Source organism: Porphyrobacter sp. TH134 (assembly GCF_002855495.1).
Classification (GTDB): Bacteria; Pseudomonadota; Alphaproteobacteria; order Sphingomonadales; family Sphingomonadaceae; genus Erythrobacter.
The window spans coordinates 1-26,336 of the sequence record NZ_PKRO01000039.1; the positions used below are offsets into that span (position 1 = coordinate 1).

The window sequence follows — 26,336 nt, forward strand, 5'->3', positions numbered from 1 at the left end:
ATCAGCCGCTCAGCGCAAAACCTCTGCATCCAAAGCGTGAATCAGATTTTACGCCAAACGGGAATCCCCTAATCCCCACTTTCGCAACAGGTCTATTTTTCCGAAAACTAAAGACCCTCCATCCCCCTCGGGGCGGAAATAAATCCGGTGGTTTTGCCGTGCGCCATGCAATCCGCGCTTCCTTGGTCCTGCATGTTTCGTGATATGCGGCACCAATGAATTATCGCCATTCCTTCCATGCCGGCAACAGCGCAGATGTTGTGAAGCATAGCCTGTTGATCGCCCTTATTCGGGCATTGCAGCAAAAGCCGTCGGCCATGACCCTGATCGATACCCATGCCGGCTGCGGGCTTTACGACCTTCATGGTGAGGAGGCTGGACGCACGGGCGAGGCTGCGCTGGGGGTGATGCGGGTCTTTGCGGGTTCGCAGCCCTTGCTGGACGACTACCGGTCTGCTGTCATGGCGGTGAATGCGCCCATGAACGCCGGGGACGAGCCGCAACTTTATCCCGGCTCACCGCGCATTATGGCGCAGCTGTTGCGCCCGCAGGATGCCCTGATCCTCAACGAAAAACACAGCGAGGATGCGATTGCCCTGCGCGGTGCGATGCGCGGAACATCAGCCGCCGTGCATGAACGCGACGCTTACGAACTGTGGCTGGCCATGCTGCCAACCCGCACCCCGCGCGGCGTGGTGGTGGTCGATCCGCCGTATGAGCAGACCGACGAACGTGCGCGGATCACGGCAACCCTGGCTGGCGCAATGCGCAAATGGGCGCACGGCGTGACAGTGATCTGGTATCCGCTGAAAGACCGGGCTGCACACCTTCGGTGGAAGCAGCAGTTGCGCAAGCTAGGTATCCCGAAGCTCTTGAGCGTCGAGCATTGGCTGTACGATACCGATCAACCCGGGATCTATAACGGCGCGGGGCTTTTCATCGTCAACCCGCCTTACGCCTTCACGCAAGGCCTGCCGCCCTTGCTGGAAGCGCTCCGTGCAGCACTGGCACCCGAGGGTCACAGCGGCGCGATCACCGCTGATTGGTTGGGCAACTAATCAATCCACAAGCCAGAGCGGTTCCCGGCCATTCTCGCCCCGGCCCGCCGGCTGACCCATGCAGAAAAAACGAGGGCCGGGACGAGAGGATACAATCCTCTGGCCCCGGCCCATGATGTTCAGGCCCCGGATTAGGGAGCTACCTGTACTGGCCAGCCGATCAGAAACTGACTCGCACCGCTGCCGAGACCGTGCGCGGGTTGATCGTCCGGGCCGTGACGACCCCGTTGGCCGGAAGTGCGCCTTGGGAGATTTCGACAATGCCCAGCGTGTCAAAGACGTTGTTGACGTTGACCATCACCGACACGCCTTCGGCCGCGCGCACTTGCAGGAACGGGCTGACGATCGCGAAACCCGGCAGCTTCAACTGATTGGCATCCTGCGCGAAGCTGTCGGTGTGCCCGACAATGTTGACGCCCGCGGTAAACAGATCAGTCTGATACTGCGGGGTTGCCTGAAAGATCAGATCGGGCTGACGGCGCGGGGTGTTGCCGATGAACTGGGGCTGCGTCACATCATCCGTGATTTCCGCCTTGGTGTAGGTTGCCCCGGCTGTCAGGTTGAACCCGCCAAAGGTCACTGCGCCTTCAAATTCAAGGCCGTAGGCGCGGTAATCGCGTTCGATCAGGAAAGCGACTGTTTCGCCCGCAGCATTCGATGTGACCTGCCTGTTCACTTCGCTGGTGTCAGCCAGAAACCCGGTCAGGTTGAGCGTGACGTTCGACTTGCGGAACTTCAGGCCCACCTCGGTCTGCGTGACCACGTCAAATCCGTCTTCACCGCCGGCCAACTGGCCGGTCACCGGGTCGATGGTCGGCGTTACCAGAATCCGGTCGGCTGCCGCGCGCCCGCCCCGGCTGTAGCGGGCAAAGGCGGCAAACGCATCCGATACGCGGTAATTCACGCTCGCCGAATAGCTGGTGTAGTCGTAATTGTAGTCGACCAGCGACGGCGCATTGAAATCGAACTGCGCGGTGCGGGTCTCGGCGACCGAGATCACCCCATCGCGGTTCACGTCGACCGACTGGGTGGGGAAGTTCTGCCGCCCGATGGTATAGCCGAAGGCCTGACCTTCAACATTACCGCGATCGAACCGGATACTGCCGCCAAACGAGAACTTGCCGACCTTGTAATTGACCGAGGCATAAGGCGCGAGAACCTGATAATCGACATCAAAGCTGGCTGCGACCGAGCCGTTGAAGTTAAAAAAGCCGCCCTGCGTTTGTGCAACGCCGCCAGCATCGATGACATCGACCAGCGCCGTGTTCCCGCCGCTGCGCACATCGGTGACGATATTCGAACCGAGGAAGTCGTTGAACACCGACTGACGCGAGGCATAGATCCCAAAGGTCGTGGTCAGATCGCCGGCCCCGGCCTTCCACACGCGGCTGGCGCGCAAGTCGTTAGTGACATTGTCCATGTTCTTCATCTGCGGACTGTAGAGCATCCCGCTGACCAGAATGCCGTTGCCGTTGAGGGTGGCTGTCGCTGCATTGGGAACAACCTGGCCGGTGCGATCCCCGTTGACGTAGCGCAGCGATCCGCCAGGCGCGTTCAATACACCAAGGATCGTCGCTGCCGGCGCAATTCGCAGGGGCAGGACCAATTGCACACTGCCGCTGATATCAGAAAAGCGGAAGCGCTCGGTAATGGTCCAATCGGCGACATCGAACTGGGCTTCCAGACCGATCGACTTCACGGTCGGGTTGATGCCCTGACGCGCATCGAAGCGGGTCGGCTCGTTCTCACCGTTGGGGATGACATAGTTGCCGAGGTTGCGGCTCTGGATCACATCGCGCGATGCATCGAAGCCCGGCACATTGGTATAACGCGGGTCGTCGTTGCTCCCGCTCACCGCCAGCGGCACGCCCTGATACAGCGGGGTCTGATCGTTCAGATACTTGCCGTAAAGCCGGATGTAACCGGTCGGCAGGTCCTTGGTGATGTTGAATTTGATCTGGCCGCCGCGATAGGCCGTAAAGCCCTGATCGCGCGGGCCTTCACCTTCGCGGTAAAAGCCGCCGATGTGGAACCGCACCGTATCGCTGAGCTTGGCGCCATAGGCGAAATCGAGCCGGCTTTCGCCATAATCAAGGCCCGTGGTGGCTTGGATCGTGCCGCCTTCGACATCGCCCGTCTTGGAAATCAGGTTGATGACACCGCCCGGCGAATTGGACGCAAAGGTCGATGCTGATCCGCCGCGGATAGTTTCGATCTGCGCAAGGTTGAGGTCAAAGCGCAGCAAGGAATCCGGCGTCAGGTAATTGATGTCGCCAAATTCGACGACAGGCAGGCCGTCTTCCTGAAAGTTCAGCCACTTGGAACCGTTTGCCGCAAGCGGAAGGCCGCGGATGGTGTAGCTGCCCAGCCCTTCTCCGATCGCCTCGGCGCGGATGCCGGGGATGTTGCGGAACACCTCGGCAAGCGAGCGCACACCGAACTTCTCGATCTCGCTGGCGCGCAGCGAGCTGGTCGATGTGGCACTGTCGAGCCGGTCGCGTCCCTTGGCAACGCCGGTCGAAAACAGTTCTTCAACCTTGGGCGCGCTGTCTGCGTCAGCAGCTTCCGCCGCCGCCGCGCCATTTTCGGCGCCCGACGCGGTGCCCGCGTCCCGGTCCTTCGCAATGGCAGCAGTCGGCATAACAAGCGCGATCGCGTAATATGTAAGAAGTATTTTACCAGATTTTCTCATTTTTCCGGTTTCCATTTTTAGCTGAAGACTATTTTTTGGCCTGCACGACAATTAATCCCCGTTTTTAACGGACGTGATTGGTATATTTATTTGATTTTCAGTAACGCATCATCGATCTGCACAGCCCTGCACGTGACACGATTGCACGCGATCTATCGCCGGTTAGGCGAAGCTCGTGGAGACTTTGGATAATGACGGATAAGTATGTTTGCCTGCCGCCTGCTGACCGGCGGCGGCAGATCGTGCCATGGCACATGGCGTGAAGGCCGCCCGCATAAGCGGCGTGCGCCGCACGCAAGGATTGCCGCCACCCGCCATGCAAATGGCGTGGCCTGGCGCTGCACTCAGCGCGGGATCGTGCTGCGGCGAATTATGTGGTCAGCGGCCTCGGTGGCAGTGCACGCCAATGCTCAGGCAGCGGCCCTTGCAAGGCGGCCACGCACCTCAGCCTCACCGATCAGCGGCAGAAGCTCACCCATATCCGGCCCATGGTCCATCCCGGTGAGCGCCTGTCGCAGCGGCAGAAACAGGGCCTTGCCCTTGCGCCCGGTCGCTTCCTTGAGCGCGGCGGTCAGCGCGGCCCAAGGATTGTCGCCCCACACCAGCGTCTGCTCGGCCTGCGCGAGAAACGCCTTGTCCTCATCGGTAAAAGCCGGAGCCGTAATGGGCCCGGTGACCAGCTGCCACCAATCCGCAGCCTCCCCGACATGCGCCAGATTGGGCCGAACGGCGTGCCAACCAGCAGCGTCCATTCCGACCGGCAGACGCGCCGCAATGGCCTCATAGGGCAGCTGATGCACGATCCCGGCGTTGAGCCGTTCCAGATCTTCCTCGTCAAACTTGGCCGGCGCGCGCCCAAAAGTCGACAGATCGAACCCGGCGACAAGTGCCGCGCGGTCCACAATGGGCTCCACTGGCTGCGACGTCCCCAACCGGGCCAGCAGGGCGATGATCGCTTCCGGTTCAATACCGCGCTCGCGAAAGGCATCGCAGCCGAGCGATCCGAGACGCTTGGACAGCTTGCCTTCGCGCCCGACCAGCAGCGCTTCATGCGCGAATGCGGGAAGCCCTTTTGCGGTGCCTTCTGCCGCGCCGTAGCCTGCCGCATTAAGCGCCGTAAATATCTGAATCTGAACGGCAGTGTTCGACACATGGTCTTCACCGCGCAGCACCTGGGTAACCCCCATATCAATGTCGTCGACCGCGCTCGGCATCATATAAAGCCACGAGCCATCGGCGCGCCGGATGACGGGATCGGACAATTGCGCCGCATCGAATTTCTGGGGCCCACGAATACCATCATGCCACATGATCGGCTCTGCATGGTCAAGCAGGAAGCGCCAGTGCGGACGGGTGCCCGCAGCCTCGAACCGCGCGCGGTCTTCGCTCGACAGGGACAGGGCTGCCCGGTCATAGATCGGCGGCAGACCGCGGCCCAAGGCGATCTTGCGCTTGACCTCAAGTTCCTGCGTGTCCTCGTAACACGGATAGATCCTGCCCGCTGCCAACAGGGCCGCGAAGGCAGCCTCATACCGGTCCAGGCGCGCAGACTGCCGCTCCTCGCGGTCCCATGTCAGGCCCAGCCATTGCAGGTCGGCGCGGATCGCGGAGGCATATTCCTCACGGCTCCGCTCAGCGTCGGTATCGTCGATCCGCAGGATAAAGGTGCCGCCCGCTTGCCGCGCCAGCATCCAGTTGTGGAGCGCGGTACGGATGTTGCCGACATGAAGCCGGCCAGTGGGCGATGGAGCAAAACGGGTGGTGGTCATGCGCGCTGCGGTAGAGCGCGCTGCGACGCCCCGCAAGCACTCACACAGCGCGGCACTCGGCCGCAACCAGTGCGAGGGCGCCCTCCCACAGGCGGTGCATGCGATCCACCCGGATAAAGCCGCCAAGCGCGCCTTCAAAGCCCTGTCGGTCACCATGGGCTGCTGCGTCCACGAAGAGGCCGATTGTGGCTTCATCATGGCTGAGCAGGCGGCAACAGAAGCGTGAGACGTGGATGTTTTCGGGCCAGCACGCCGATATGCTGTGGGCCAGGATCAGCGCCTTGGCTGCCACCTCCACGCTGCCAAGGCGGACAGCCAGTTCAGGGACAGGATCGCGGCCCATGCGCTCGTGCAGCGCGATGAGCCGCAACGCATGGATAAAGCGCCCGGACACGGGGCCCAACCTGTCGATCCGCGGAGGCACAGCGAGTGCGGCGATGATGTTGCGGGTGGCGGGGTTGGAGTGGAGCGGTCGGGACATGAAACCTCGCTAGGGGATGGCGTCAGCGGAAGCCCCGAGGCTACATTTTATGCGAATGACTTGCAATAGCGAATAGTGCGAGGGGAGAGGGCAAAGAAAAGCCCCGCCAAAGCTTGCGCTCGGGCGGGGCTATTCGTGCCATTGGAGCAGATGGGGTGCGGACTTATTCCGCGCCATCATCCTCGATGTCAGCCGCAGGTGCGGCGGCGGCCATCGCGGCCATGGCGGCCTTCATCTTCTCTTCCGAACCGATCGCATGAGCGGCAGGTTCGGCTTCGCGTTGGCCAGTCGTCGCCAGCGCATCCTGCTGCTTTTTCCAGGCAGCCTTCAGCGCCGCATCGCGGCTGTTGGCGGTGACGCGCAGACGGTTCATGCCTGCACCCGTGCCCGCCGGAATCAGACGCCCGACGATCACGTTTTCCTTCAGCCCGATCAGCGTGTCCTTCTTCCCTTCGACCGCCGCCTGCGTCAGCACGCGGGTGGTTTCCTGGAACGAGGCCGCCGAGATGAACGAACGGGTCTGGAGCGAGGCCTTGGTGATGCCGAGCAGCACCGGCTTGCCTTCCGCAGGCTGCTTGCCCTTGGCCAGCTTGCCGTTGATCTCCAGCATCTCGGCCAGATCGACCTGCTCGCCCGGCAGCAGGGTGGTGTCCCCGCCTTCGGTGATCTCGACCTTTTGCAGCATCTGGCGAACGATCACCTCGATGTGCTTGTCGTTGATCTTCACGCCCTGCAAGCGATAGACTTCCTGAATCTCGTCAACGAGATACTCGGCCAGCGCTTCGACGCCCATGACTTCGAGGATGTCGTGCGGGTTGGGCGAGCCGGAAATCAGGGTATCACCCTTCTTCACGTAATCGCCTTCCTGCACGTCGATCACCTTGGTCTTGGGGATCAGGTATTCCACCGGATCTCCCTCCTCCGGCACAATCGCGATCTTGCGCTTCGCCTTGTACTCGCGGACGAATTCAATGCGGCCGGAAACCTTGGCGATGACCGACACGTCCTTGGGCATGCGCGCTTCGAACAGTTCGGCCACCCGCGGCAGACCGCCGGTGATGTCGCGGGTCTTGGCGGCTTCGCGGCTGGCGCGGGCGAGAATGTCGCCGGCTTCAACCGTCTGGCCATCTTCAACCGACAGCGTCGTGCCCGGAGCGAGCATGTAACGCGCCGCTTCCGTTTCGCCGCTGCCTTCGGCCAGAAGGGTCATGCGCGGACGCAGGTCTTCCTTCTTCTTGCGGCCGGTGGCGCGGTTTTCGGTCACCACGCGCTGGGCGATCCCGGTAGCATCATCCATCTGTTCTTCGAGCGTGATGCCCTCGATCAGATCCTGATACTTCACCACACCCGATTGCTCGGTGATGATCGGCAGCGTGAACGGATCCCATTCGGCCAGACGATCGCCAATCTTGACGGACGCGCCGTCCTTGATCTTGATCACCGTCCCGTAGGGCACCTTGTGCATCTCGCGCTCACGCCCTTCGGCGTCGATCACGGCGATTTCGCCGCTGCGCGACAGGCTGAGGATGCGGCCCATCTTGTCGGAGATGGTCTGCATCTCGCGGTATTCGACCTTGCCTTCCGAAATCGCCTCAAGGTGCGAGGTTTCGTTGAGCTGCGCCGCACCGCCGATGTGGAAGGTCCGCATCGTCAGCTGGGTGCCGGGCTCGCCGATCGACTGCGCCGCGATGACGCCGATGGCTTCACCGATGTTCACCGGCGTACCGCGCGCCAGATCGCGACCGTAGCAGGTTCCGCAGACGCCCTGTTCGGCTTCGCAGACCAGCGGGCTGCGAATCTTGGCCGACTGCACTTCGGCATCCTCGATCGCCTTGACCATCGCTTCGTCGAGCAGGGTCAGCTTGGGCACGATCACTTCGCCGGTTGCAGCGTTGACGATGTCTTCCATGGTCGTGCGACCAAGAATACGCTCGCCAAGCGACGCAATCACGCTGCCGCCCTGAATGATGGCGCGCATTTCAAGGAAGTTCTCGGTGCCGCAATCTTCCTCGACGATGACGCAATCCTGCGACACGTCGACCAGACGGCGGGTGAGATAACCCGAGTTTGCGGTCTTCAAAGCGGTGTCCGCGAGGCCCTTACGAGCGCCGTGGGTCGAGTTGAAGTATTCAAGAACGGTCAGACCTTCCTTGAAGTTCGAGATGATCGGGGTCTCGATGATCTCGCCCGATGGCTTGGCCATCAGACCGCGCATCCCGGCCAGCTGCTTCATCTGCGCCGGGCTACCACGTGCGCCGGAGTGGCTCATCATGTAGATCGAGTTGATCTGGGCTTCCTTGCCCGTTTCCTTGTCGATCGGCTGCGCCTTGATCTCGGCCATCATCGCGTCGGCGACCATGTCACCGCACTTCGACCAGGCGTCGATCACCTTGTTGTACTTTTCCTGCTGGGTGATGAGGCCGTCCTGATACTGCTGTTCATAGCCAGCAACCAGTTCCTTGGTCTCGTCGACCAGCTTTTCCTTGGCGTCGGGGATGATCATGTCATCCTTGCCGAAGCTGATGCCGGCCTTGAACGCATGGCGGAAGCCAAGGCTCATGATCGCGTCAGCAAACAGCACCGTGTCCTTCTGGCCGGTGTGACGATACACCTGGTCGATCACGTCACCGATCTCGCGCTTGGTCAGCAAGCGGTTGATGATGTCGAACGGCACCTTGTGGTTCTTGGGCAGGCATTCGCCAATCAGCATCCGGCCCGGGGTGGTGACAAAGCGCTTCATCGCCACCACGCCGTTCTCGTCAGCCTGCGGCACGCGGGCGAGAACCCGGGTGTGCAGCGTCACGGCCTTAGCTTCGAGCGCCTGATGCACTTCAGCCATGTCGCTGAAGCGCGGGAGCTTCTCGATCTTGGTGCCGTCGGCTTCCTCGATATATTCGGGGTGCTTTTCCTGACGTTCCATCGACAGGTAGTAGATCCCCAAAACCATGTCCTGCGAAGGCACGATGATCGGCTTGCCGTTGGCGGGTGAGAGGATGTTGTTGGTCGACATCATCAGCACGCGCGCTTCAAGCTGGGCTTCCAGCGACAGCGGCACGTGGACCGCCATCTGGTCACCGTCGAAGTCGGCGTTGAAGGCCGAGCAGACCAGCGGGTGCAGCTGGATCGCCTTGCCTTCGATCAGCACGGGCTCGAACGCCTGGATGCCCAGGCGGTGAAGCGTCGGCGCGCGGTTCAGCAGCACCGGGTGTTCGCGGATCACCTCGTCGAGGATGTCCCAAACTTCCTTGCGCTCCTTCTCGACCCACTTCTTGGCCTGCTTCAGGGTCATCGAAAGACCCTTGGCATCCAGACGGGCATAGATGAACGGCTTAAACAGTTCGAGCGCCATCTTCTTCGGCAAGCCGCACTGGTGCAGCTTCAGTTCTGGCCCGGTCACGATCACCGAACGGCCCGAATAATCGACGCGCTTGCCGAGCAGGTTCTGACGGAAGCGGCCCTGCTTGCCCTTGAGCATGTCGGACAGCGACTTCAGCGGACGCTTGTTGGCGCCGGTGATGACGCGGCCACGGCGGCCGTTGTCGAACAGCGCGTCAACCGCTTCCTGCAACATGCGCTTTTCGTTGCGCACGATGATGTCCGGCGCGCGCAGTTCAATGAGGCGCTTGAGGCGGTTGTTACGGTTGATGACGCGGCGATAGAGATCGTTGAGATCCGAGGTCGCAAAGCGGCCGCCATCAAGCGGCACCAGCGGGCGCAGTTCGGGCGGGATGACCGGGATTACTTCGAGGATCATCCATTCCGGGCGGTTGCCGGAATCGATGAAGCTTTCGACGACCTTCAGACGCTTGATGATCTTCTTGGGCTTGAGCGTCGACTTGGTGGTCGCCAGCTCGTCCATCAGGGCATCACGCTCGGCCTCAAGGTCGAGCTGCATCAGCATGGTGCGCACGGCTTCCGCGCCAATATCGGCGGTGAAGGCGTCTTCGCCATATTCGTCCTGGGCTTCGAGGAGTTCATCCTCGGTCATCAGCTGGAACTTTTCCAGCGGGGTGAGGCCCGGTTCGGTAACGATGTAGCTTTCGAAATACAGCACGCGCTCAAGCTGCTTGAGCTGCATGTCGAGCAGCAGACCAATGCGCGAGGGCAGCGACTTCAGGAACCAGATGTGGGCGACGGGCGCTGCCAGTTCGATGTGACCCATGCGCTCACGGCGCACCTTGGTCACGGTGACTTCGACGCCGCACTTTTCGCAGACGACGCCCTTGTACTTCATGCGCTTGTACTTGCCGCACAGGCACTCGTAGTCCTTCACGGGGCCGAAGATGCGCGCGCAGAACAAGCCGTCACGCTCGGGCTTGAACGTGCGGTAGTTGATGGTTTCCGGCTTCTTGATCTCGCCATAGGACCACGAGCGAATACGCTCGGGGCTGGCGATGCCGATCTGGATCTGGTCGAAGGTTTCGGGCTTCGCCAGCTGGTTGGTGAATTTGGTCAGGTCGTTCATGACTGTGTTCCCTTAGGGGGATGAAACTCGAAGGCGGGGCGGCGAAGGGGGCGTTGCAGCCCCCTCACACCTTATTCCGCTGCAATCGCGCTGTAGTCGGTCTGGTCTTCGTCCTCGTCGAGGATCGACTTCAGTTCGACGTTCAGACCCAGCGAGCGCATTTCCTTGACGAGCACGTTGAAGCTCTCCGGAATGCCGGCCTCGAAGGTGTCGTCACCCTTGACGATCGCTTCGTAGACCTTGGTGCGGCCGACCACGTCGTCGGACTTCACCGTCAGCATTTCCTGCAAGGTATAGGCCGCGCCGTAAGCCTGGAGCGCCCAGACCTCCATTTCCCCGAAGCGCTGGCCGCCGAACTGCGCCTTACCGCCCAGCGGCTGCTGGGTGACGAGCGAGTACGGCCCGATCGAACGTGCGTGGATCTTGTCGTCGACCAAGTGGTGCAGCTTGAGCATGTAGATGATGCCCACGGTGACCTTGCGGTCGAACGCTTCGCCCGTGCGGCCATCATAGAGCACCGACTGGCCCGAGGAATCGATCCCGGCCTTGATCAGCATTTCCGACACGTCCGGCTCGCGTGCGCCATCGAACACCGGGGTGCCCATCGGAACGCCCGCTGCCAGATTGCCTGCCAGTTCGACGATATCGGCCGTGGTGCGGCTGTCGAGATCTTCGAAATACTGCTCGCCATAGATGTCCTTGAGACGATCCACGACCGCGGCCGGCGGCGCCACGCCCGCGAAATCTTCGGCGGCATTCGGATTGGCAGCGCGCCATTCGTCCAGCTTGGCCTTGATTTCATGACCCAGTGCACGGGCCGCAAAGCCCAGGTGCGTTTCAAAGATCTGCCCGACGTTCATGCGCGACGGCACGCCCAGCGGGTTGAGCACCAGATCAACCGGCGTCCCGTCTTCAAGGAAGGGCATGTCTTCAGCCGGCAAGATGCGGCTGATGACACCCTTGTTCCCGTGACGGCCCGCCATCTTGTCGCCCGGCTGCAGCTTGCGCTTCACCGCGACGAACACCTTGACCATCTTGAGCACGCCCGGCGCGAGTTCATCGCCGCGTTCCAACTTTTCCTTGCGGTCCTGGAACTTGGCATCGATCACCGCGACGGCTTCGTCGTACTGCGTCTTCACCGCTTCGATCTGCGTCTGACGGCTGTCATCGGCCACCGCGAACTTGAACCATTCGTGGCGCTCGATCCCTTCGAGCAGATCTTCGGTGATTTCGTCGCCCTTCTTCAGCCCCTTGGGCGCTGCCGATGCGGTCTGGCCGATCAGCATGTCCCGCAGGCGGTTGTAGGTCGCACGGTTGAGGATGTTGCGTTCGTCCGCCGCGTCCTTGCGGAGACGTTCGATTTCCTCGTTCTGGATCGCACGGGTACGGTCGTCGATCTCGATCCCGTGGCGGTTGAACACCCGGACTTCGACGATCGTGCCCGCAACGCCCGGCGGCAGCCGCAGCGAGGTGTCACGCACGTCGGAGGCCTTTTCGCCGAAGATCGCGCGCAGCAGCTTTTCTTCCGGGGTCATCGGGGATTCGCCCTTGGGCGTGATCTTGCCGACGAGGATGTCACCGGGGTGCACTTCAGCGCCGATGTAGACGATGCCCGCTTCGTCGAGGTTGCGCAGGGCTTCCTCGCCGACATTGGGAATGTCGCGGGTGATGTCTTCCGGCCCGAGCTTCGTGTCGCGCGCCATGACTTCGAACTCCTCGATGTGGATCGAGGTGAACACGTCGTCCTTCACGATGCGTTCGCTGATCAGGATCGAGTCTTCGTAGTTGTAGCCATTCCACGGCATGAACGCGACGAGGCTGTTCTTGCCCAGCGCCAGCTCGCCCAGATCGGTCGAGGGACCATCGGCGATGATGTCGCCCTGCTCGATCACGTCACCCACCTTCACCAGCGGACGCTGGTTGATGCAGGTGTTCTGGTTCGAACGCTGGAACTTCTGGAGGGTGTAGATGTCGACGCCCGACTGGCCGGGTTCGACATCGCCAATGGCACGGATCACGATGCGGGTCGCGTCGACCTGATCGACAATCCCGCCGCGACGGGCTGCAATCGCGGCGCCCGAATCGCGCGCCACGGTTTCTTCCATCCCGGTGCCGACCCAGGGTGCTTCGGCCTTCACCAGCGGCACAGCCTGACGCTGCATGTTCGAGCCCATGAGCGCGCGGTTGGCGTCATCGTTTTCCAGGAACGGAATGAGCGATGCCGCAACCGAAACCAGCTGCTTCGGCGACACGTCCATCAGCGTGACGTGCTCGCGCATCGCCATCAGGTTGTCGCCGTTGTGGCGCGCTGACACGAGTTCTTCAACAAACGAGCCGTCTTCGTTCAGCTCGGCCGAGGCCTGCGCAACCGTGTGCTTCTGTTCTTCCATTGCGGAAAGATAGATCACGTCGGCGGTCACCTTGCCGTCGATCACCTTGCGGTACGGGGTTTCGATGAAGCCGTACTTGTTGACGCGGCTGAACGATGCGAGGCTGTTGATCAGACCGATGTTCGGGCCTTCCGGCGTTTCGATCGGGCAGATACGGCCATAATGGGTCGGGTGAACGTCGCGGACTTCGAAGCCGGCGCGCTCACGGGTGAGACCACCCGGGCCCAAGGCCGAAACGCGGCGCTTGTGGGTGACTTCCGAAAGCGGGTTGGTCTGGTCCATGAACTGCGACAGCTGCGAGGAGCCGAAGAACTCGCGCACCGCAGCCACGGCGGGCTTGGCGTTGATGAGGTCGTTCGGCATCACCGTCGACACATCGACCGAGCTCATCCGCTCCTTCACGGCGCGCTCCATGCGCAGCAGGCCGACGCGGTACTGGTTTTCCAGCAGCTCGCCCACCGAACGCACGCGGCGGTTGCCGAGGTTGTCGATATCATCGACTTCGCCCTTGCCGTCCTTAAGGCCGACAAGCTCCTTCACCACCGCGAGGATATCGTCCTTGCGCAGCGTGGTGATGGTGTCCTCGCACTCAAGACCCAGACGCATATTGAGCTTCACGCGGCCCACGGCCGATAGGTCATAGCGTTCGGCGTCGAAGAACAGGCCTTCGAACAGCGCCTCGGCGGTTTCCTTCGTCGGCGGTTCGCCCGGACGCATGACCTTGTAGATCGCTTCCAGACCTTCGTCGCGGTTCTCGGCCTTGTCGGCCTTCAGCGTGTTGCGGATCCACGGGCCGGTATTGATCTCGTCAATATCGAGCAGCGGCAGGCGGTCGATCCCGGCCTTGTCGAGCATCTCAACATGCTCAAGCGTCAGCTCATCGCCGGCTTCGATGTAGATGCGGCCCGTCGCCTCGTCGATCATGTCAGCGGCGGCATAACGGCTGACGACTTCTTCGGTCGGCAACAGCAATTCGGTCAGGCCATCCTTGGCCGCCTTGTTGGCAGCGCGCGGGCTGATTTTGGTGCCAGCGGCAAACACTTCTTCGCCCGTCGCGGCGTCAACCAGCGCGAAGGTCGGCTTGGCATTGCGCCAGGCTTCGGCCTGGAACGGGATCTTCCACCCATCCTTGGCCCGCTCCCACGTCACCGTGTTGTAGAAGTGATGCAGGATATCTTCGGCATCGAGACCGAGCGAATAGAGCAGCGCGGTAACCGGCAGCTTGCGCTTGCGGTCGATGCGGACATTGACGATGTCCTTGGCGTCGAATTCAAAGTCCAGCCACGACCCGCGGTAGGGGATCACGCGGGCAGCAAACAGCAGCTTGCCCGAAGAATGGGTCTTGCCGCGATCGTGATCGAACAAGACGCCCGGCGAGCGGTGCATCTGGCTGACGATCACACGCTCGGTGCCGTTGATGATGAAGGTGCCGTTATCCGTCATCAGGGGCATGTCGCCCATGTAGACGTCCTGCTCCTTGATATCGAGGACCGAGCGGGTTTCGGTTTCCTGATCCACTTCAAACACGATGAGGCGCAGGGTCACCTTCATCGGCGCAGCATAGGTGATCCCGCGCTGACGGCATTCGGTGGTGTCGTACTTGGGCTCTTCAAGTTCGTAATGCACGAAATCAAGCTCGGCGGTGCCGGCGAAATCGCGGATCGGGAACACCGAACGCAGGGTCTTTTCAAGGCCCGAAACATAACCGGTCGCCTTGTCCGAGCGCAGGAACTGTTCGTAGCTTTCGCGCTGAACCTCGATCAGGTTCGGCATCTGCACCACTTCGTGAATGTCACCGAAGATCTTGCGGATGCGCTTCTTGGCGGTCCCTTGCGCCTTGCGGCTGCGGGTCACGGGCGGCTTCGCCTTGGTTGCCATGGAGGAGTTGGCCTCTTTGATTGGGCCGCACGGGAAGGCCGCGCGGACGGGGAATATCGCTATCGTTCGATGCGGAAAAGGTGCCACATGCGACGCACAAAAGCCGCATTGCCATCACCCCTTTTCGAGGGGTGCTGGCCGCAGCATTCTGTTTGCATCGCGAGAGGGGCTATCCGCCGCTTCCATTTCGGGACCGATCCCCGCGCTTGAATCGGTCTTGCTCGAAGCGGGCGTAGGCCGCGCATGTAGGGTTACCCCCTTGATCTGTCAACGCCCAGCGCGGCCCGCAGCGCACGGCTCGCCGCGATTGCTGCTGATCGCGCGCTACCCGCATGCCGTCTTATCGTTTTTCAATATTATTGATTGACGATAAGACGGCCTTTCGGCATATCGAATCTCAATATGTGAAGGAGTCGTAATATGCTGCCCTCCCTGCTCTGGATTTTCCGGATCGCCAATATTCTCAACTGGGTGGTCGCGGCGCTGTTCGCGCTGCTGGGCATCATGCTGGTGGCGGATATTGGTCCATTTCGCGACGCGATGGACAATGGGCGCTTCACGCCGGCACAAGCAGATGTCCTGGTGACCTGGCTGCTGTCAGCCTGCCTCATGATCCTTCCGGTCACAGGGGCAGTCCACGTCATCCTGACCCGCCTGATCGCCATGATCCGCGACACGATGGCCGGCGCCGCTTTCAGCGATACCAACGCCGACCGTCTGCGAATGATGGCGTGGATGCTGCTGGTCATCAACATCGTCGATCTCGCCTTCGGCCAGGTGTCGATCTGGGCGAGCGCACAGACCGGCGAATATCTTGGCTGGTCGCTTTCGCTGACGGGCTGGTTTGCTGTGCCGCTGCTGCTGGTTCTGGCGCGCCTGTTTCGGGTTGGCGCAACGATGCAGAGCGATCTGGAAGGGACAGTCTGATGCCTGCCGATGAAAGCGGGGCGATCCTCGTCAAGCTCGACGATCTGCTGCTCGCCCGCCGCATGACCCTGACCGAGCTGGCCGACCGGGTCGGCCTGACGCTGGCCAATCTGTCGATCCTCAAGACCGGCAAGGCGAAGGCGATCCGTTTTTCCACCCTCGCTGCGATCTGCCGCGAACTGCAATGTCAACCGGGCGACCTGCTCGGCTATGAAGGGGAGTAGGATATGAAAGCTCTGCTATCCGATACCACGGCGATCTATCGCCAGGCTGCCGCCTTTGCCGTGGCTTGCCCGCTCTTGTTCCTGATCCCGGTGCTGGTGGAAATGGCGCAGCATGTCGTCGAACTGCGCGGCGGAATGTATGTCGATGAAGCCGGTGCGATGGCGGCCGAGGTCGATCCGCTGCGGTTGCAGTTCGGCTTCGTCAAGACGCTCGCGCTTTATCTGCCGGGCTATTGGTTTGTCCGCTTCATGCTGCTGGGCGATCCAGCCCGCGCGGCGCGGATCGAATGGCCCGCATTCGGGTTGTGGCTGGTCGTCTTTGCCTTTGGCGCGGTGCAGATGTGGTGGGGGCTGTTCGGCCCGTCGCTGACCGGGCTGGCCGGGTTGGGAGGACAGGCTGCGACAATTGCTTCGGCGGTGCTGACCATCGGTTCGATGGCACTGGGGCTGTATCTGGCGGCGTGGAGCGCGGGTTGGGCGGTCGGGAACCGGACGCTGACCCCGCTGCGATCTGCCGCGATCATGCACAAGGAGATCTGGCACGCCGCCGGCCTGATGCTGACCGGGATGCTGCCGCTGATGGTTGTGCATTATGGCCTTGCGATTGCGGCAGTGGTTGCCCTGCCCCCGTCGCTCGATTGGGCGGCAATGGTGCTGGATTCGATCGTGGTGGGATTTCTGGCGCTGACCCTGACCGGGGCATCCGTGCAGGCCGCGATCCATGCGGCACGGCGGGTCGGGGCGGAACTGGTGCCGCAGGACGACCCATCCGCCCCGCTCAGCCCGGCGCTCAGCGTCGGCCAGAACACTTGACTCTGCCCGGCTTTGGCCTAATGGCCCAACCCGACCGCCTTCGGGTGGTCATCCGTCCGAGACCGTTGGTGAGAGCAATCTGGCTCTCTTAATTTCCAGCCTAGACGGGGAAACGAGATTTCGGCGTTCTGCGCAAGCAAACGCCCGCGTGCCTGCCATGATGCTGGCACTCACCCTCCTTCCCTTTCGACGGACTCGCCCGTGACGGAGCTTCGGCTTCGCCATGGACAAACGTAGCCGGCCGTTCGGGAGCCATCCCGCCCGGCCAAATGTGAAGGAGTATGGCATGGATCGTTCGCAGAAAGCCGACGCGGTTGCCCAGCTCAACGCAGTCTTCAACGAGGTTGCCGTGGTGGTCGTCACCCGCAATCTCGGCATGACGGTGGCTCAGTCCACTGCCCTGCGTCTGAAGATGCGCGATGCTGGCGCCACCTACAAGGTTGCGAAGAACCGTCTCGCCAATCTCGCCCTCGAAAACACCGACTATGTCGGGATCAGTGATATGCTCACTGGCCCGGTCGGGCTGGCCTGGTCGAAGGACCCGGTCGCGGCTGCCAAGGCCGCTGTCGAATTCGCCAAGACGAACGACAAGCTCGAAATCGTCGGCGGGTCGATGGGTTCGGTCGTGCTCGACGAAGCCGGGATCAAGGCACTCGCCTCGATGCCCAGCCTCGACGAACTGCGCGCCAAGCTCATCGGGCTGGTCAACGCGCCTGCGACGAAGATCGCCCAGGTCGTTACCGCACCCGCCGCGAAGGTCGCCCGTGTTTTCGCCGCTTACGCGGACAAGGCAGCCTAAGAGACGTTTTTCGTTTTACGAAACAATCTATTGGGGCGCATTTGCCCCGCCACAATTTGAAAGAGAACCATCATGGCCGATATTGCCAAGCTTGTTGAAGAACTCTCGAAGCTGACCGTGCTCGAAGCCGCTGACCTCGCCAAGGCCCTCGAAGAAGCATGGGGCGTGAGCGCCGCTGCTGCTGTCGCGGTTGCCGCCGGCCCGGCCGCTGCTGCCGAAGCTGTCGAAGAGCAGACCGAATTCGACGTCATCCTGACCGGCGACGGCGGGAAGAAGATCCAGGTCATCAAGGAAGTCCGCGCCATCACCGGCCTGGGCCTGACCGAAGCCAAGACCCTCGTTGAATCGGCTCCCAAGGCCATCAAGGAAGGCGTCAACAAGGCGGAAGCCGAAGACATCAAGAAGAAGATCGAAGAAGCCGGCGGCACCGTCGAACTCAAGTAATCTTCTTTGGAAGTTTTGCGGGTGTCTTGAAGCACTCGCAGATAGGAGGGCGGCGCCAGCGATGGTGCCGCCCTTTTTGCGCCCCCCTTTGGCCTGGCCCGCCACCACCGCCGCGCGCCACGTGGCATGCTTGCCGCTATTACGCAGCAGGATTAGCCCTTCCCCCGAATCAACCTCGCGCCTATCCGGACCGGCTCGCCTGTCGGCGGGCAGCGGAACCATCATGCACCAAGTGACCACACTCGACACGCCCAGCTGGGGGCAGGAACTGCGCGCGACGCTGGCGCTGGCGATCCCGCTTGCCGCAACGAATCTGCTTCAGATGCTGATCCACGCGGTTGACGTGATCTTCATCGCGCGGCTCGGCGATACACCGCTGGCGGCGTCGAGCCTCGCCATCGCGATCTTCGGCCTCACTGTTTGGGCGATGACCGGGCTGGTCGGGGCCTGCGCGCCGCTGATTTCCGCCGAACGCGGACGAAAGCTGCATTCGGTGCGCGACATCCGCCGCACGGTGCGGATGGGGATGTGGGTGGCGGTGCTCTTCGGTGCGCTGGGCATGGGGATTGCCTTTGCGGGCGAACCGCTGTTGCTGCTGTCCGGGCAGACCCCTGCCATTGCCGGAATGGCCGGCGATTTCCTGTTCGTGCTCGCCTTTGCGATGATCCCGATGGTGCTGGCCGGTGTGTTCCGCATTTTTGTCGCCGCGCTGGGCAAGCCGGGCTATGCAACCGGCATCACCCTGCTGGCGCTGGGCACCAATGTGCTTGGCAACTGGACGCTGGTGTTCGGCAATCTCGGCGCCCCGGCGCTGGGGCTGACCGGATCGGCGCTGTCGAGCGTCATCACCGCAGTGGCCATGCTGGCCGCCTATGTCGTGGTCATCACCCGCGACCGGGTGCTGCGGCGCTATCGCATCTTCGGGCGCTGGTGGCGGCCGGAATGGGCCCGGTTCCGGGATATTGTCATGATCGGAACGCCGATCGCGCTCACCGTTTTTGCCGAAGCCGGGCTGTTCAGCGCCGCCGCCCTGCTGATGGGCCGCATCGGCGAGACCGAGCTTGCCGCGCACACCCTTGCCCTGAACCTTGCCGCGCTTGCCTTCCAGATCCCCTTCGGCACGGCGCAGGCGACAACAATCCGGGTTGGCTTTCACCACGGCGCGGGCGACCGTGTTGCGGCAGGGCGCGCAGGCTGGGTGGCGATCGCCATCGGAACCGGGTTCATGAGCGTTACCGCGCTCGCCATGCTGCTGGTGCCAACCCTGCTGCTGCGTGTCTATATCGACCCCGCCGCGCCAGCCAATGCGGCGCTGGTGGGCTTTGCGCTGCAATATCTGCTGTGGGCGGCGATCTTCCAGCTTGCCGACGGCGTGCAAGCCGTGGGCGCGGGCGCACTGCGCGGGCTTCAGGATACCGGCGTGCCGATGTGGATCGCGATCTTCAGCTATTGGGTGCCCGGCTTCGGCATGGCGATCGGGCTAGGCTTCTATACGCCGCTTGGGGGGACGGGCGTGTGGATCGGGCTCGCCACCGGCCTGTTCTTTGCCGCAGCCGGGCTGCTGTGGCGCTGGGCCCGGCGTGACCGCCTCGGCCTGACCCGCTACGCTGCCGCCTAGTTCTAGCGCGCTGCGGCAGCAGTGGGCGCGGCAACCCCGGTCGCCATGGTCATGCCCAGCGCGTCAAACTTCAGCTTCACCTGTTCGTTCAGGGCCCACGACAGCCCCAGATGGTCATGCGCCCGGCACCACACCCGCAGCCCCACGCGCACCGCATTATCCCCGAGGCTGGCCACAAAGGTGACCGGCGCAGGCTCAGCCAGCACGCGCTGATCGGCCAGCGCCAGTTCCAGCATCGCGGCCTTGGCTGCCTTGAGATCATCCTCATAGGCAATCGGCACAATCAGCTCGAACCGCCGGGTCGGCATCCGCGAGGAATTGACCACCGCCTTGTTCCACAGCTCGTTGTTGGGGACCATGACGTAAAGCCCATCCAACTGGAGCAGTTCGGTGGTGAACAGGCCGATCGATTGCACCGTGCCCGATACTGTCCCTGCGGTAATCAGCTCGCCCACGCGGAACGGGCGCTGGATCAGGATCATCACGCCCGCCGCCACGTTTGACAGCGTGCCTTGCAGCGCAAGGCCCACCGCCAGCGCCAACCCGCCCAGCGCGGCGATGATGCTGGTGGTCTGCACCCCGAACTGGGTGAGCACTGTCACCGCCACCACCACCCACAGCGCATATTTGATGATGTTGCTGAGGAATTTGGCGACCGTCGGTTCGATCCGGCCCGACCGGGTCAGCGCCCGGTCGGCGCCCTTGGATAGCAAGCGCGCCAGCCCCGCGCCGATCATCAGCACGACAAACGCGCCAGCGATTTGGGGGATGCTGTCGATCAGCCACGCCCATGCCCGTGTGGCCATATCCAGCTCCTCGCTCAGACCGGAAAGACGGGGCGGCAGTTTGGGGGCAGACATCGATAGCTCCTCAGGCGGGACGGGTCAGGTTACCGGTGGCCAGATAACCGAGCAACCGGGCACTGGCCATCCTGCGCGCCACCACTGCGCCACGAAATTTTTTGCACGCCGAGGGGTTGATTCATTCCGCCGCCGCGACCAAATGCACCCCCGTTGGCACTCTCAGAGGGAGAGTGCCAAGCACTCTCACCCATTTAAGGAAAGGTCATCATCATGGCATTTCGTCCGCTGCACGACCGCGTTGTGGTCCGTCGCATCGAAGCCGACCAGAAGACCGCTGGCGGCATCATCATCCCCGACAGCGCTCAGGAAAAGCCGAGCGAAGGCGAAGTCATCGCCGTCGGCGAAGGCAACCGTGACGATGCCGGCGCGCGCATCGCGCTCGACGTCAAGGTCGGCGACCGTGTCCTGTTCGGCAAGTGGTCCGGCACCGAAGTCAAGATCAACGGTGAAGACCTGCTGATCATGAAGGAAAGCGACATCATGGGGATCATGGGCTGAAGCCACTGATTCCTTTCGCTACTTTCAACTCATAACCAAATCTCAGGAGAAACAATCATGGCAGCCAAGGACGTCAAGTTCGGCCGCGAAGCCCGCGAAGGTATTCTGCGCGGCGTCGACATTCTCGCTAACGCCGTCAAGGTGACCCTCGGCCCCAAGGGCCGCAACGTCGTCATCGACAAGAGCTTCGGCGCCCCCCGCATCACCAAGGACGGCGTCACCGTCGCCAAGGAAATCGAACTCAAGGACAAGTTCGAAAACATGGGCGCCCAGATGCTGCGCGAAGTCGCCAGCAAGGCGAATGACAGCGCGGGTGACGGCACCACCACCGCCACCGTGCTCGCGCAGGCCATCGTCAACGAAGGCATGAAGTCGGTTGCCGCCGGCATGAACCCGATGGATCTCAAGCGCGGGATCGATCAGGCTGTGCTCGCCGTAGTCGAAAACCTCAAGAACCGTTCGAAGGCCGTTTCGGATTCGTCGGAAATCGCGCAGGTCGGCATCATCTCGGCCAATGGCGACCGTGAAGTTGGCGAGAAGATCGCCGAAGCCATGGACAAGGTCGGCAAGGAAGGCGTGATCACCGTCGAGGAAGCCAAGGGCCTCGAGTTTGAACTCGATGTCGTCGAAGGCATGCAGTTCGACCGCGGTTACCTGTCGCCCTACTTTATCACCAACCCCGACAAGATGACCGTGGAACTGGATAACCCCTATATCCTGATCCACGAAAAGAAGCTGTCGAACCTGCAGGCGATGCTGCCGATCCTCGAAGCCGTGGTGCAGTCGGGCCGTCCGCTGCTCATCATCGCCGAAGACATCGAAGGCGAAGCGCTGGCGACCCTGGTGGTCAACAAGCTGCGCGGCGGCCTGAAGGTTGCTGCGGTCAAGGCTCCGGGCTTCGGCGATCGTCGCAAGGCGATGCTGCAGGACATCGCGATCCTGACCAAGGGCGAGATGATCAGCGAAGACCTCGGCATCAAGCTCGAAAACGTCACCGTGGGCATGCTCGGTCAGGCCAAGAAGGTCTCGATCGACAAGGACAACACCACCATCGTCGATGGCGCCGGTTCGGCTGACGACATCAAGGCGCGCGTGGCGGAAATCCGCACCCAGATCGACAACACCTCCAGCGATTACGACCGTGAGAAGCTGCAGGAACGTCTGGCGAAGCTCGCCGGCGGGGTTGCCGTGATCAAGGTCGGCGGTGCGACCGAAGTCGAAGTGAAGGAGCGCAAGGATCGCGTCGACGACGCCCTCCATGCAACCCGCGCTGCGGTTGAGGAAGGCATCGTCCCCGGCGGCGGTACGGCTCTGCTTTATGCCACCAAGGCGTTGGAAGGCCTGAAGGGCGCGAACGAAGACCAGACCCGCGGCATCGACATCATCCGCAAGGCGATCACCGCCCCGATCAAGCAGATCGCCCAGAACGCCGGCCATGATGGCGCGGTCGTTGCAGGCAACCTGCTGCGCGAGAATGACGAAACGCAGGGCTTCAACGCATCGACCGACGTGTACGAGAACCTGGTGAAGGCCGGCGTGATCGACCCGACCAAGGTCGTCCGCACCGCGTTGCAGGACGCAGCTTCGGTTGCTGGCCTCTTGATCACCACCGAAGCGGCGATCGTCGAGCGTCCGGAAGACAAGCCGGCTTCGCCCCCGATGCCCGACATGGGCGGCATGGGGTTCTGACCTAAGGCGGGCGGGCCAGCGCAAGCTGACCCGTCCACCCCGCAGGCCGGCCAGCGGGGCGCCCGCGCCCCGTCTGACGACTCGGGCTTCGCCCGAGGCGGCCCAAGCACCAAAACAGAAAACCCCGGCGGCTCACCCCGCCGGGGTTTTTTGCATCTGCCGCTATTCATCGGCAAATCGCATCACAGTTATCACGACAAGCCGTTTCTTCGATTGATCCTCTCGCCCTAAGCGGACCCGTGCTGCGGGGCCTCTGCTCCTGCAAAATCAGTGACCAACACAACGGGGTTCAACCATGACACTCAGAATGAAGGAGCTGCTGCTCCTGTCCTCAAGCCTGCTTCTCGCCGTACCCGCCGCTGCGACCCCGCCCGGCTTCAGCGAACAAGGTGCAGGCCACGCCGCGATGCGGCAGACCGAAGCCGCACCGCGCAATGTGCAGGATTGGTGGCCGAACGTCGTCGACCTTACCCGCCTGCGCCAGAACGAATACAAGGCCGATCCCAACGGGCCCGATTTCGATTACGCCGCCGAATTCGCCAAGCTCGATCTTGCGGCGGTCAAGGCCGACATCAACGCCGCGCTCACGGATTCGCAGGAATGGTGGCCGGCCGATTACGGCAATTATGCCGGTCTGTTCATCCGGCTCGCCTGGCACTCTGCCGGCACCTATCGTTCAGGCGACGGACGCGGCGGTTCGGATGGCGGGCAGATCCGCTTTGAGCCGCTGAATTCCTGGCCCGATAACGGTAATCTCGACAAGGCCCGCCGCGTGCTGTGGCCGGTCAAGCAAAAGTATGGGGCGGCGCTGTCGTGGTCCGACCTTATCATCCTGTCGGGCAATGTCGCGCTGGAAAACACCGGGTTCAAGACCTTTGGCTTTGCCGGCGGCCGCGCGGATGCGTGGGAACCGGAAATGGTCTACTGGGGCCCGGAAACCAAGTTCCTGACGTCCGAGCGCAATGCCGAAGGCGAAAACCTCGACCAGCCGCTGGCGGCATCGGAAATGGGCCTCATCTACGTCAATCCCGAAGGGCCGGAGGGCAACCCCGACATCCTCAAGTCCGCGCAGCAGATCCGCACCACGTTCGGACGGATGGGCATGGATGACGAGGAAACCGCCGCGCTCGTCATCGGCGGGCACACCATCGGCAAGATGCACGGCGCCAAGAAGGCCGCCGATTGCGTTGGCAAGGAGCCGGCCGCCGAAGGCGTCGAAGCGCAGGGCTTTGGCTGGAAGAACAAGTGCGGCACCGGCGTCGGCAAGGACGCGACCACCAGCGGGTTGGAAGGCGCATGGACGGTCACGCCGATCCAGTGGAGCAGCAACTATCTGGAAAACCTCTATGGTTTCGAATGGAAGCAGACCACCAGCCCGGCAGGCGCCAAGCTGTGGGAGCCGGTCAATGCGGCGGACGTGAAGGTGGTGCCCGATGCCTTCGACCCCGCCGTCACCCATGCCCCGGTGATGCTGACCACCGACCTCGCGCTGCGGTATGATCCCGCTTACGGCGCGATTACCAGCCGCTGGGCAAAGGATCCCAAGGCGATGGACGCGGCCTTTGCCCGTGCATGGTTCAAGCTGACCCACCGCGATCTTGGCCCCAAGGCGCGCTATGTCGGGGCGGAGGTTCCGGCCGAAGACCTGATCTGGCAGGATCCGCTGCCCAAGGCCGATTATACGACGATCGACAATAGCGATGTCGCCAGCCTGAAGACCGCGATCCGCGCCACTGGCCTTTCGCGTTCCGATCTGGTGCGCACGGCCTGGGCTTCGGCGGTGACCTTCCGTGATACCGATATGCGCGGCGGTGCCAACGGCGCGCGCATCCGGCTCGCCCCGCAGAAGGACTGGGGCGTCAACGATCCCGAGGTGATCGCCAAGGTGGTCACCGCGCTGGAAGGCGTGCAGGCGAAGTTCAATGCCGGCGCGGGCGCGAAGAAGGTGTCGATCGCCGATCTCGTCGTGCTCGGCGGGGTGGTTGCGGTTGAGGATGCGGCCAAGGCGGCGGGTCACACCGTCACCGTGCCCTTCACCCCGGGCCGGGTCGATGCAACCGACGCGCACACCGATGCCAAGAGCTTCGAACTGCTGCGCCCGGCGGCGGACGGCTTCCGCAACTTCTATGGCGACAAGGCGCGTCTCACGCCCACGCAGATGCTGATCGATCAGGCCGACACCCTGACCTTGACCGTGCCGGAAATGACGGTGCTGCTGGCAGGCATGCGGATGCTGGATGCCAACACCGGCGGGGCCAAGCACGGGGTGTTCACCGACACACCGGGCAGCTTGAGCAATGACTTCTTCGTCAACCTGCTCGACATGGGCAACGTGTGGAAGCCGGCCGCCGAAAAGGGCCTTTACGAAGGCCGCGACCGCAAGACAGGCGCCCTCAAGTGGACCGCGACCGAAGTCGACCTGGTGTTCGGCAGCAATTCCGAACTGCGCGCCGTGGCCGAAACCTACGCCGTTGCTGGCGGCGAGGCAAAGTTTGCCGCCGATTTTGCCAAGGCGTGGGACAAGGTGATGATGCTGGACCGCTTCGACGTGAAGTAACGTCAGCCTCGCCTATCCCGAGGCGCAACACCTCTCGGACACACAAAACCCCGGTGGAGCAATCCGCCGGGGTTTTTCTTGGTATCACGGGCTCGCCAGTTTTCTCGCCCTTCATGCAGATCAGCACCCGCCATTGCGCACACAGGCCCGCGCTCTTTTGTGCCGCTGCCCGAGCGTCTGACCGATGCCGGACATTCGCTGCGAGTGGACAGGCCAATCCTGCCATCACCCGCCACGACCGTTGCGACGGCGCCACAGGCTGCCCCCATGATGACCATTCCTGCATTTTGGTATGACAATGTCTTGCAATCGGCCCGACCATTATTTACGAACTGGATCAGATAGGCGCCGGAACATGAATTTCAGCGCCAGCCAAAGGGGAGATGGGCTATGAGGAGGTTCAAGGGATCAACGTCCGTGGGGGCGTTTGTCGTATCGGCGCTGGCCTTGGCCGCACCTGCCGGAGCACGAGCGCAAGATGCCGCCGGGCTCGATCAGGGCGACACCGCCGCAGATGCGGGCGCGATGCCGGCAGAGATCGTGGTGACCGCACAGAAGCGTTCGGAACGCCTTCAGGATGTGCCTCTTTCATTGCAGGTTATTGAACCGGCGCAGCTTGATGCGGCAGGCGTGCGCCAGTTTGCTGATCTCGGCAAGGTTTCCCCGTCGCTGGTGATCCGCCCGGCAGAGCATCCGCAAAATGCCCAGATCACGCTGCGCGGCATCGGCACCTTCGCCTTTTCGATCGGCGTCGAGCCCAGCGTCGCCATCCAGATCGACGATGCGCCGCTCGCCTTTCAGGCTCGCGCTTTCACCGATCTGCCCGATGTCGAACGGGTCGAAGTGCTGCGCGGTCCGCAATCGACCCTCTACGGCAAGAACGCGTCTGCGGGCCTCATCAACTTTGTGACCAAGGATCCCACCAGCACCTTCACCGGCACAATCAACGCGATCGGCACCACCGATGAAGAATATGGTGTCAACTTCAGTATCGCCGGGCCGATCAGCGACACGCTCGGCTACCGCGTATCGGGCAGCTATTCCTACTTCGATGGCAACATCCGCAACCTTGTCAGAGCCTGTCCTCAAAAGTAGTTGGGAGATATCAGCCGGTTGCGCTTGACGCGCTTGCTGATCGCTGATTCCGGGGTTTCGCCAGAAACGACCGAGT

At 62.4% G+C, this 26,336-nt stretch carries 18 protein-coding genes; 12 read left to right on the forward strand and 6 right to left on the reverse strand.

Features of this window, described 5'->3' with window-relative positions; translation table 11 throughout:
* Together C0V72_RS16655 and C0V72_RS13425 are read left to right on the forward strand one after the other, a co-directional pair.
* Positions 1–203 (forward strand): hypothetical protein (locus C0V72_RS16655; RefSeq protein ID WP_233999951.1); only part of this gene is annotated, 203 nt, incomplete at its 5' end.
* A gap of 12 nt (positions 204–215) precedes the next feature.
* The gene (locus C0V72_RS13425) at positions 216–1,058 is read left to right on the forward strand and encodes a 23S rRNA (adenine(2030)-N(6))-methyltransferase RlmJ (protein WP_101794652.1); all 843 of its coding nucleotides are present in this window, start codon (positions 216–218) and stop codon (positions 1,056–1,058) included.
* A gap of 160 nt (positions 1,059–1,218) precedes the next feature.
* Here C0V72_RS13425 and C0V72_RS13430 read toward each other — a convergent pair whose 3' ends face one another.
* From C0V72_RS13430 to rpoB, 5 genes are all read right to left on the reverse strand, one after another.
* Entirely contained in the window at positions 1,219–3,699 is a 2,481-nt protein-coding gene (locus C0V72_RS13430) for a TonB-dependent receptor (protein ID WP_233999952.1), read from the reverse strand.
* 461 nt (positions 3,700–4,160) lie between these two features.
* Complete coding sequence (gene gltX, locus C0V72_RS13435) at positions 4,161–5,519, reverse strand: glutamate--tRNA ligase (RefSeq protein WP_101794653.1); 1,359 nt, start codon at positions 5,517–5,519, stop codon at positions 4,161–4,163.
* A gap of 40 nt (positions 5,520–5,559) precedes the next feature.
* Complete coding sequence (locus tag C0V72_RS13440) at positions 5,560–6,000, reverse strand: DNA-directed RNA polymerase subunit beta' (protein ID WP_101794654.1); 441 nt, start codon at positions 5,998–6,000, stop codon at positions 5,560–5,562.
* Between the two features lie 163 nt (positions 6,001–6,163).
* Positions 6,164–10,465, reverse strand: coding sequence for a DNA-directed RNA polymerase subunit beta' (gene rpoC / locus C0V72_RS13445; protein ID WP_101794655.1), 4,302 nt, complete (start codon positions 10,463–10,465; stop codon positions 6,164–6,166).
* A gap of 71 nt (positions 10,466–10,536) precedes the next feature.
* A complete protein-coding gene (gene rpoB, locus C0V72_RS13450; RefSeq protein WP_101794656.1) occupies positions 10,537–14,733 on the reverse strand; it encodes a DNA-directed RNA polymerase subunit beta in 4,197 nt (1,398 codons plus the stop codon).
* Between the two features lie 420 nt (positions 14,734–15,153).
* On the opposite strand from rpoB, the gene C0V72_RS13455 reads away from it, so the two are divergent.
* From C0V72_RS13455 to C0V72_RS13480, 6 genes are all read left to right on the forward strand, one after another.
* Positions 15,154–15,660 carry a DUF2975 domain-containing protein gene (locus tag C0V72_RS13455; RefSeq protein ID WP_101794657.1) on the forward strand — a complete coding sequence of 169 codons (507 nt, stop codon included), beginning with the start codon at positions 15,154–15,156 and terminating at the stop codon, positions 15,658–15,660.
* Positions 15,660–15,884 (forward strand): helix-turn-helix domain-containing protein, encoded by a 225-nt coding sequence (locus C0V72_RS13460; RefSeq protein ID WP_101794658.1) that lies wholly within the window; start codon positions 15,660–15,662, stop codon positions 15,882–15,884. The genes C0V72_RS13455 and C0V72_RS13460 overlap by 1 nt, the downstream gene beginning before the upstream one ends.
* 3 nt (positions 15,885–15,887) lie before the next feature.
* Positions 15,888–16,697: a hypothetical protein gene (locus C0V72_RS13465; RefSeq protein ID WP_101794659.1), complete on the forward strand. Its 810-nt coding sequence runs from the start codon at positions 15,888–15,890 to the stop codon at positions 16,695–16,697.
* A gap of 286 nt (positions 16,698–16,983) precedes the next feature.
* The gene (rplJ, locus tag C0V72_RS13470; protein ID WP_101794660.1) at positions 16,984–17,496 is read left to right on the forward strand and encodes a 50S ribosomal protein L10; all 513 of its coding nucleotides are present in this window, start codon (positions 16,984–16,986) and stop codon (positions 17,494–17,496) included.
* A gap of 72 nt (positions 17,497–17,568) precedes the next feature.
* The gene (rplL, locus tag C0V72_RS13475) at positions 17,569–17,940 is read left to right on the forward strand and encodes a 50S ribosomal protein L7/L12 (RefSeq protein WP_101794661.1); all 372 of its coding nucleotides are present in this window, start codon (positions 17,569–17,571) and stop codon (positions 17,938–17,940) included.
* A 223-nt stretch (positions 17,941–18,163) separates the two neighbouring features.
* Positions 18,164–19,558 carry an MATE family efflux transporter gene (locus C0V72_RS13480; RefSeq protein WP_101794662.1) on the forward strand — a complete coding sequence of 465 codons (1,395 nt, stop codon included), beginning with the start codon at positions 18,164–18,166 and terminating at the stop codon, positions 19,556–19,558.
* Positions 19,559–19,560: 2 nt separating this feature from the next.
* Here the strand turns inward: C0V72_RS13480 and C0V72_RS13485 are convergent, their stop codons facing one another.
* On the reverse strand, positions 19,561–20,418 hold the full coding sequence (locus C0V72_RS13485; RefSeq protein WP_101794663.1) for a mechanosensitive ion channel family protein: 858 nt from the start codon (positions 20,416–20,418) through the stop codon (positions 19,561–19,563).
* Positions 20,419–20,631: 213 nt separating this feature from the next.
* Here C0V72_RS13485 and groES point away from each other — a divergent pair, with 213 nt between their 5' ends.
* The 4 genes from groES to C0V72_RS13505 all read left to right on the forward strand — a co-directional run bounded on the left by groES (position 20,632) and on the right by C0V72_RS13505 (position 26,260).
* The gene (gene groES, locus C0V72_RS13490) at positions 20,632–20,919 is read left to right on the forward strand and encodes a co-chaperone GroES (RefSeq protein ID WP_101794664.1); all 288 of its coding nucleotides are present in this window, start codon (positions 20,632–20,634) and stop codon (positions 20,917–20,919) included.
* A 57-nt stretch (positions 20,920–20,976) separates the two neighbouring features.
* Positions 20,977–22,608, forward strand: coding sequence for a chaperonin GroEL (groL, locus tag C0V72_RS13495; RefSeq protein WP_101794665.1), 1,632 nt, complete (start codon positions 20,977–20,979; stop codon positions 22,606–22,608).
* A gap of 295 nt (positions 22,609–22,903) precedes the next feature.
* Entirely contained in the window at positions 22,904–25,165 is a 2,262-nt protein-coding gene (katG, locus tag C0V72_RS13500) for a catalase/peroxidase HPI (protein ID WP_442792588.1), read from the forward strand.
* A gap of 417 nt (positions 25,166–25,582) precedes the next feature.
* Positions 25,583–26,260 carry a TonB-dependent receptor gene (locus C0V72_RS13505; RefSeq protein ID WP_233999953.1) on the forward strand — a complete coding sequence of 226 codons (678 nt, stop codon included), beginning with the start codon at positions 25,583–25,585 and terminating at the stop codon, positions 26,258–26,260.
* The last annotated feature ends 76 nt before the right edge of the window (positions 26,261–26,336 follow it).

Excerpts from the sequence above, each read along its gene's own strand:
- groES (WP_101794664.1), top strand. The coding sequence starts at position 20,632 with ATGGCATTTCGTCCGCTGCACGACCGCGTTGTGGTCCGTCGCATCGAA.
- katG (WP_442792588.1), top strand. The coding sequence starts at position 22,904 with ATGACACTCAGAATGAAGGAGCTGCTGCTCCTGTCCTCAAGCCTGCTT.
- gltX (WP_101794653.1), bottom strand. The coding sequence starts at position 5,519 with ATGACCACCACCCGTTTTGCTCCATCGCCCACTGGCCGGCTTCATGTC.
- rpoB (WP_101794656.1), bottom strand. The coding sequence starts at position 14,733 with ATGGCAACCAAGGCGAAGCCGCCCGTGACCCGCAGCCGCAAGGCGCAA.
- rpoC (WP_101794655.1), bottom strand. The coding sequence starts at position 10,465 with ATGAACGACCTGACCAAATTCACCAACCAGCTGGCGAAGCCCGAAACC.
- C0V72_RS13465 (WP_101794659.1), top strand. The coding sequence starts at position 15,888 with ATGAAAGCTCTGCTATCCGATACCACGGCGATCTATCGCCAGGCTGCC.
- groL (WP_101794665.1), top strand. The coding sequence starts at position 20,977 with ATGGCAGCCAAGGACGTCAAGTTCGGCCGCGAAGCCCGCGAAGGTATT.
- rplL (WP_101794661.1), top strand. The coding sequence starts at position 17,569 with ATGGCCGATATTGCCAAGCTTGTTGAAGAACTCTCGAAGCTGACCGTG.
- C0V72_RS13460 (WP_101794658.1), top strand. The coding sequence starts at position 15,660 with ATGCCTGCCGATGAAAGCGGGGCGATCCTCGTCAAGCTCGACGATCTG.
- C0V72_RS13455 (WP_101794657.1), top strand. The coding sequence starts at position 15,154 with ATGCTGCCCTCCCTGCTCTGGATTTTCCGGATCGCCAATATTCTCAAC.
- C0V72_RS13440 (WP_101794654.1), bottom strand. The coding sequence starts at position 6,000 with ATGTCCCGACCGCTCCACTCCAACCCCGCCACCCGCAACATCATCGCC.
- C0V72_RS13485 (WP_101794663.1), bottom strand. The coding sequence starts at position 20,418 with ATGTCTGCCCCCAAACTGCCGCCCCGTCTTTCCGGTCTGAGCGAGGAG.
- C0V72_RS13430 (WP_233999952.1), bottom strand. The coding sequence starts at position 3,699 with ATGCCGACTGCTGCCATTGCGAAGGACCGGGACGCGGGCACCGCGTCG.
- C0V72_RS13480 (WP_101794662.1), top strand. The coding sequence starts at position 18,164 with ATGCACCAAGTGACCACACTCGACACGCCCAGCTGGGGGCAGGAACTG.
- rplJ (WP_101794660.1), top strand. The coding sequence starts at position 16,984 with ATGGATCGTTCGCAGAAAGCCGACGCGGTTGCCCAGCTCAACGCAGTC.
- C0V72_RS13425 (WP_101794652.1), top strand. The coding sequence starts at position 216 with ATGAATTATCGCCATTCCTTCCATGCCGGCAACAGCGCAGATGTTGTG.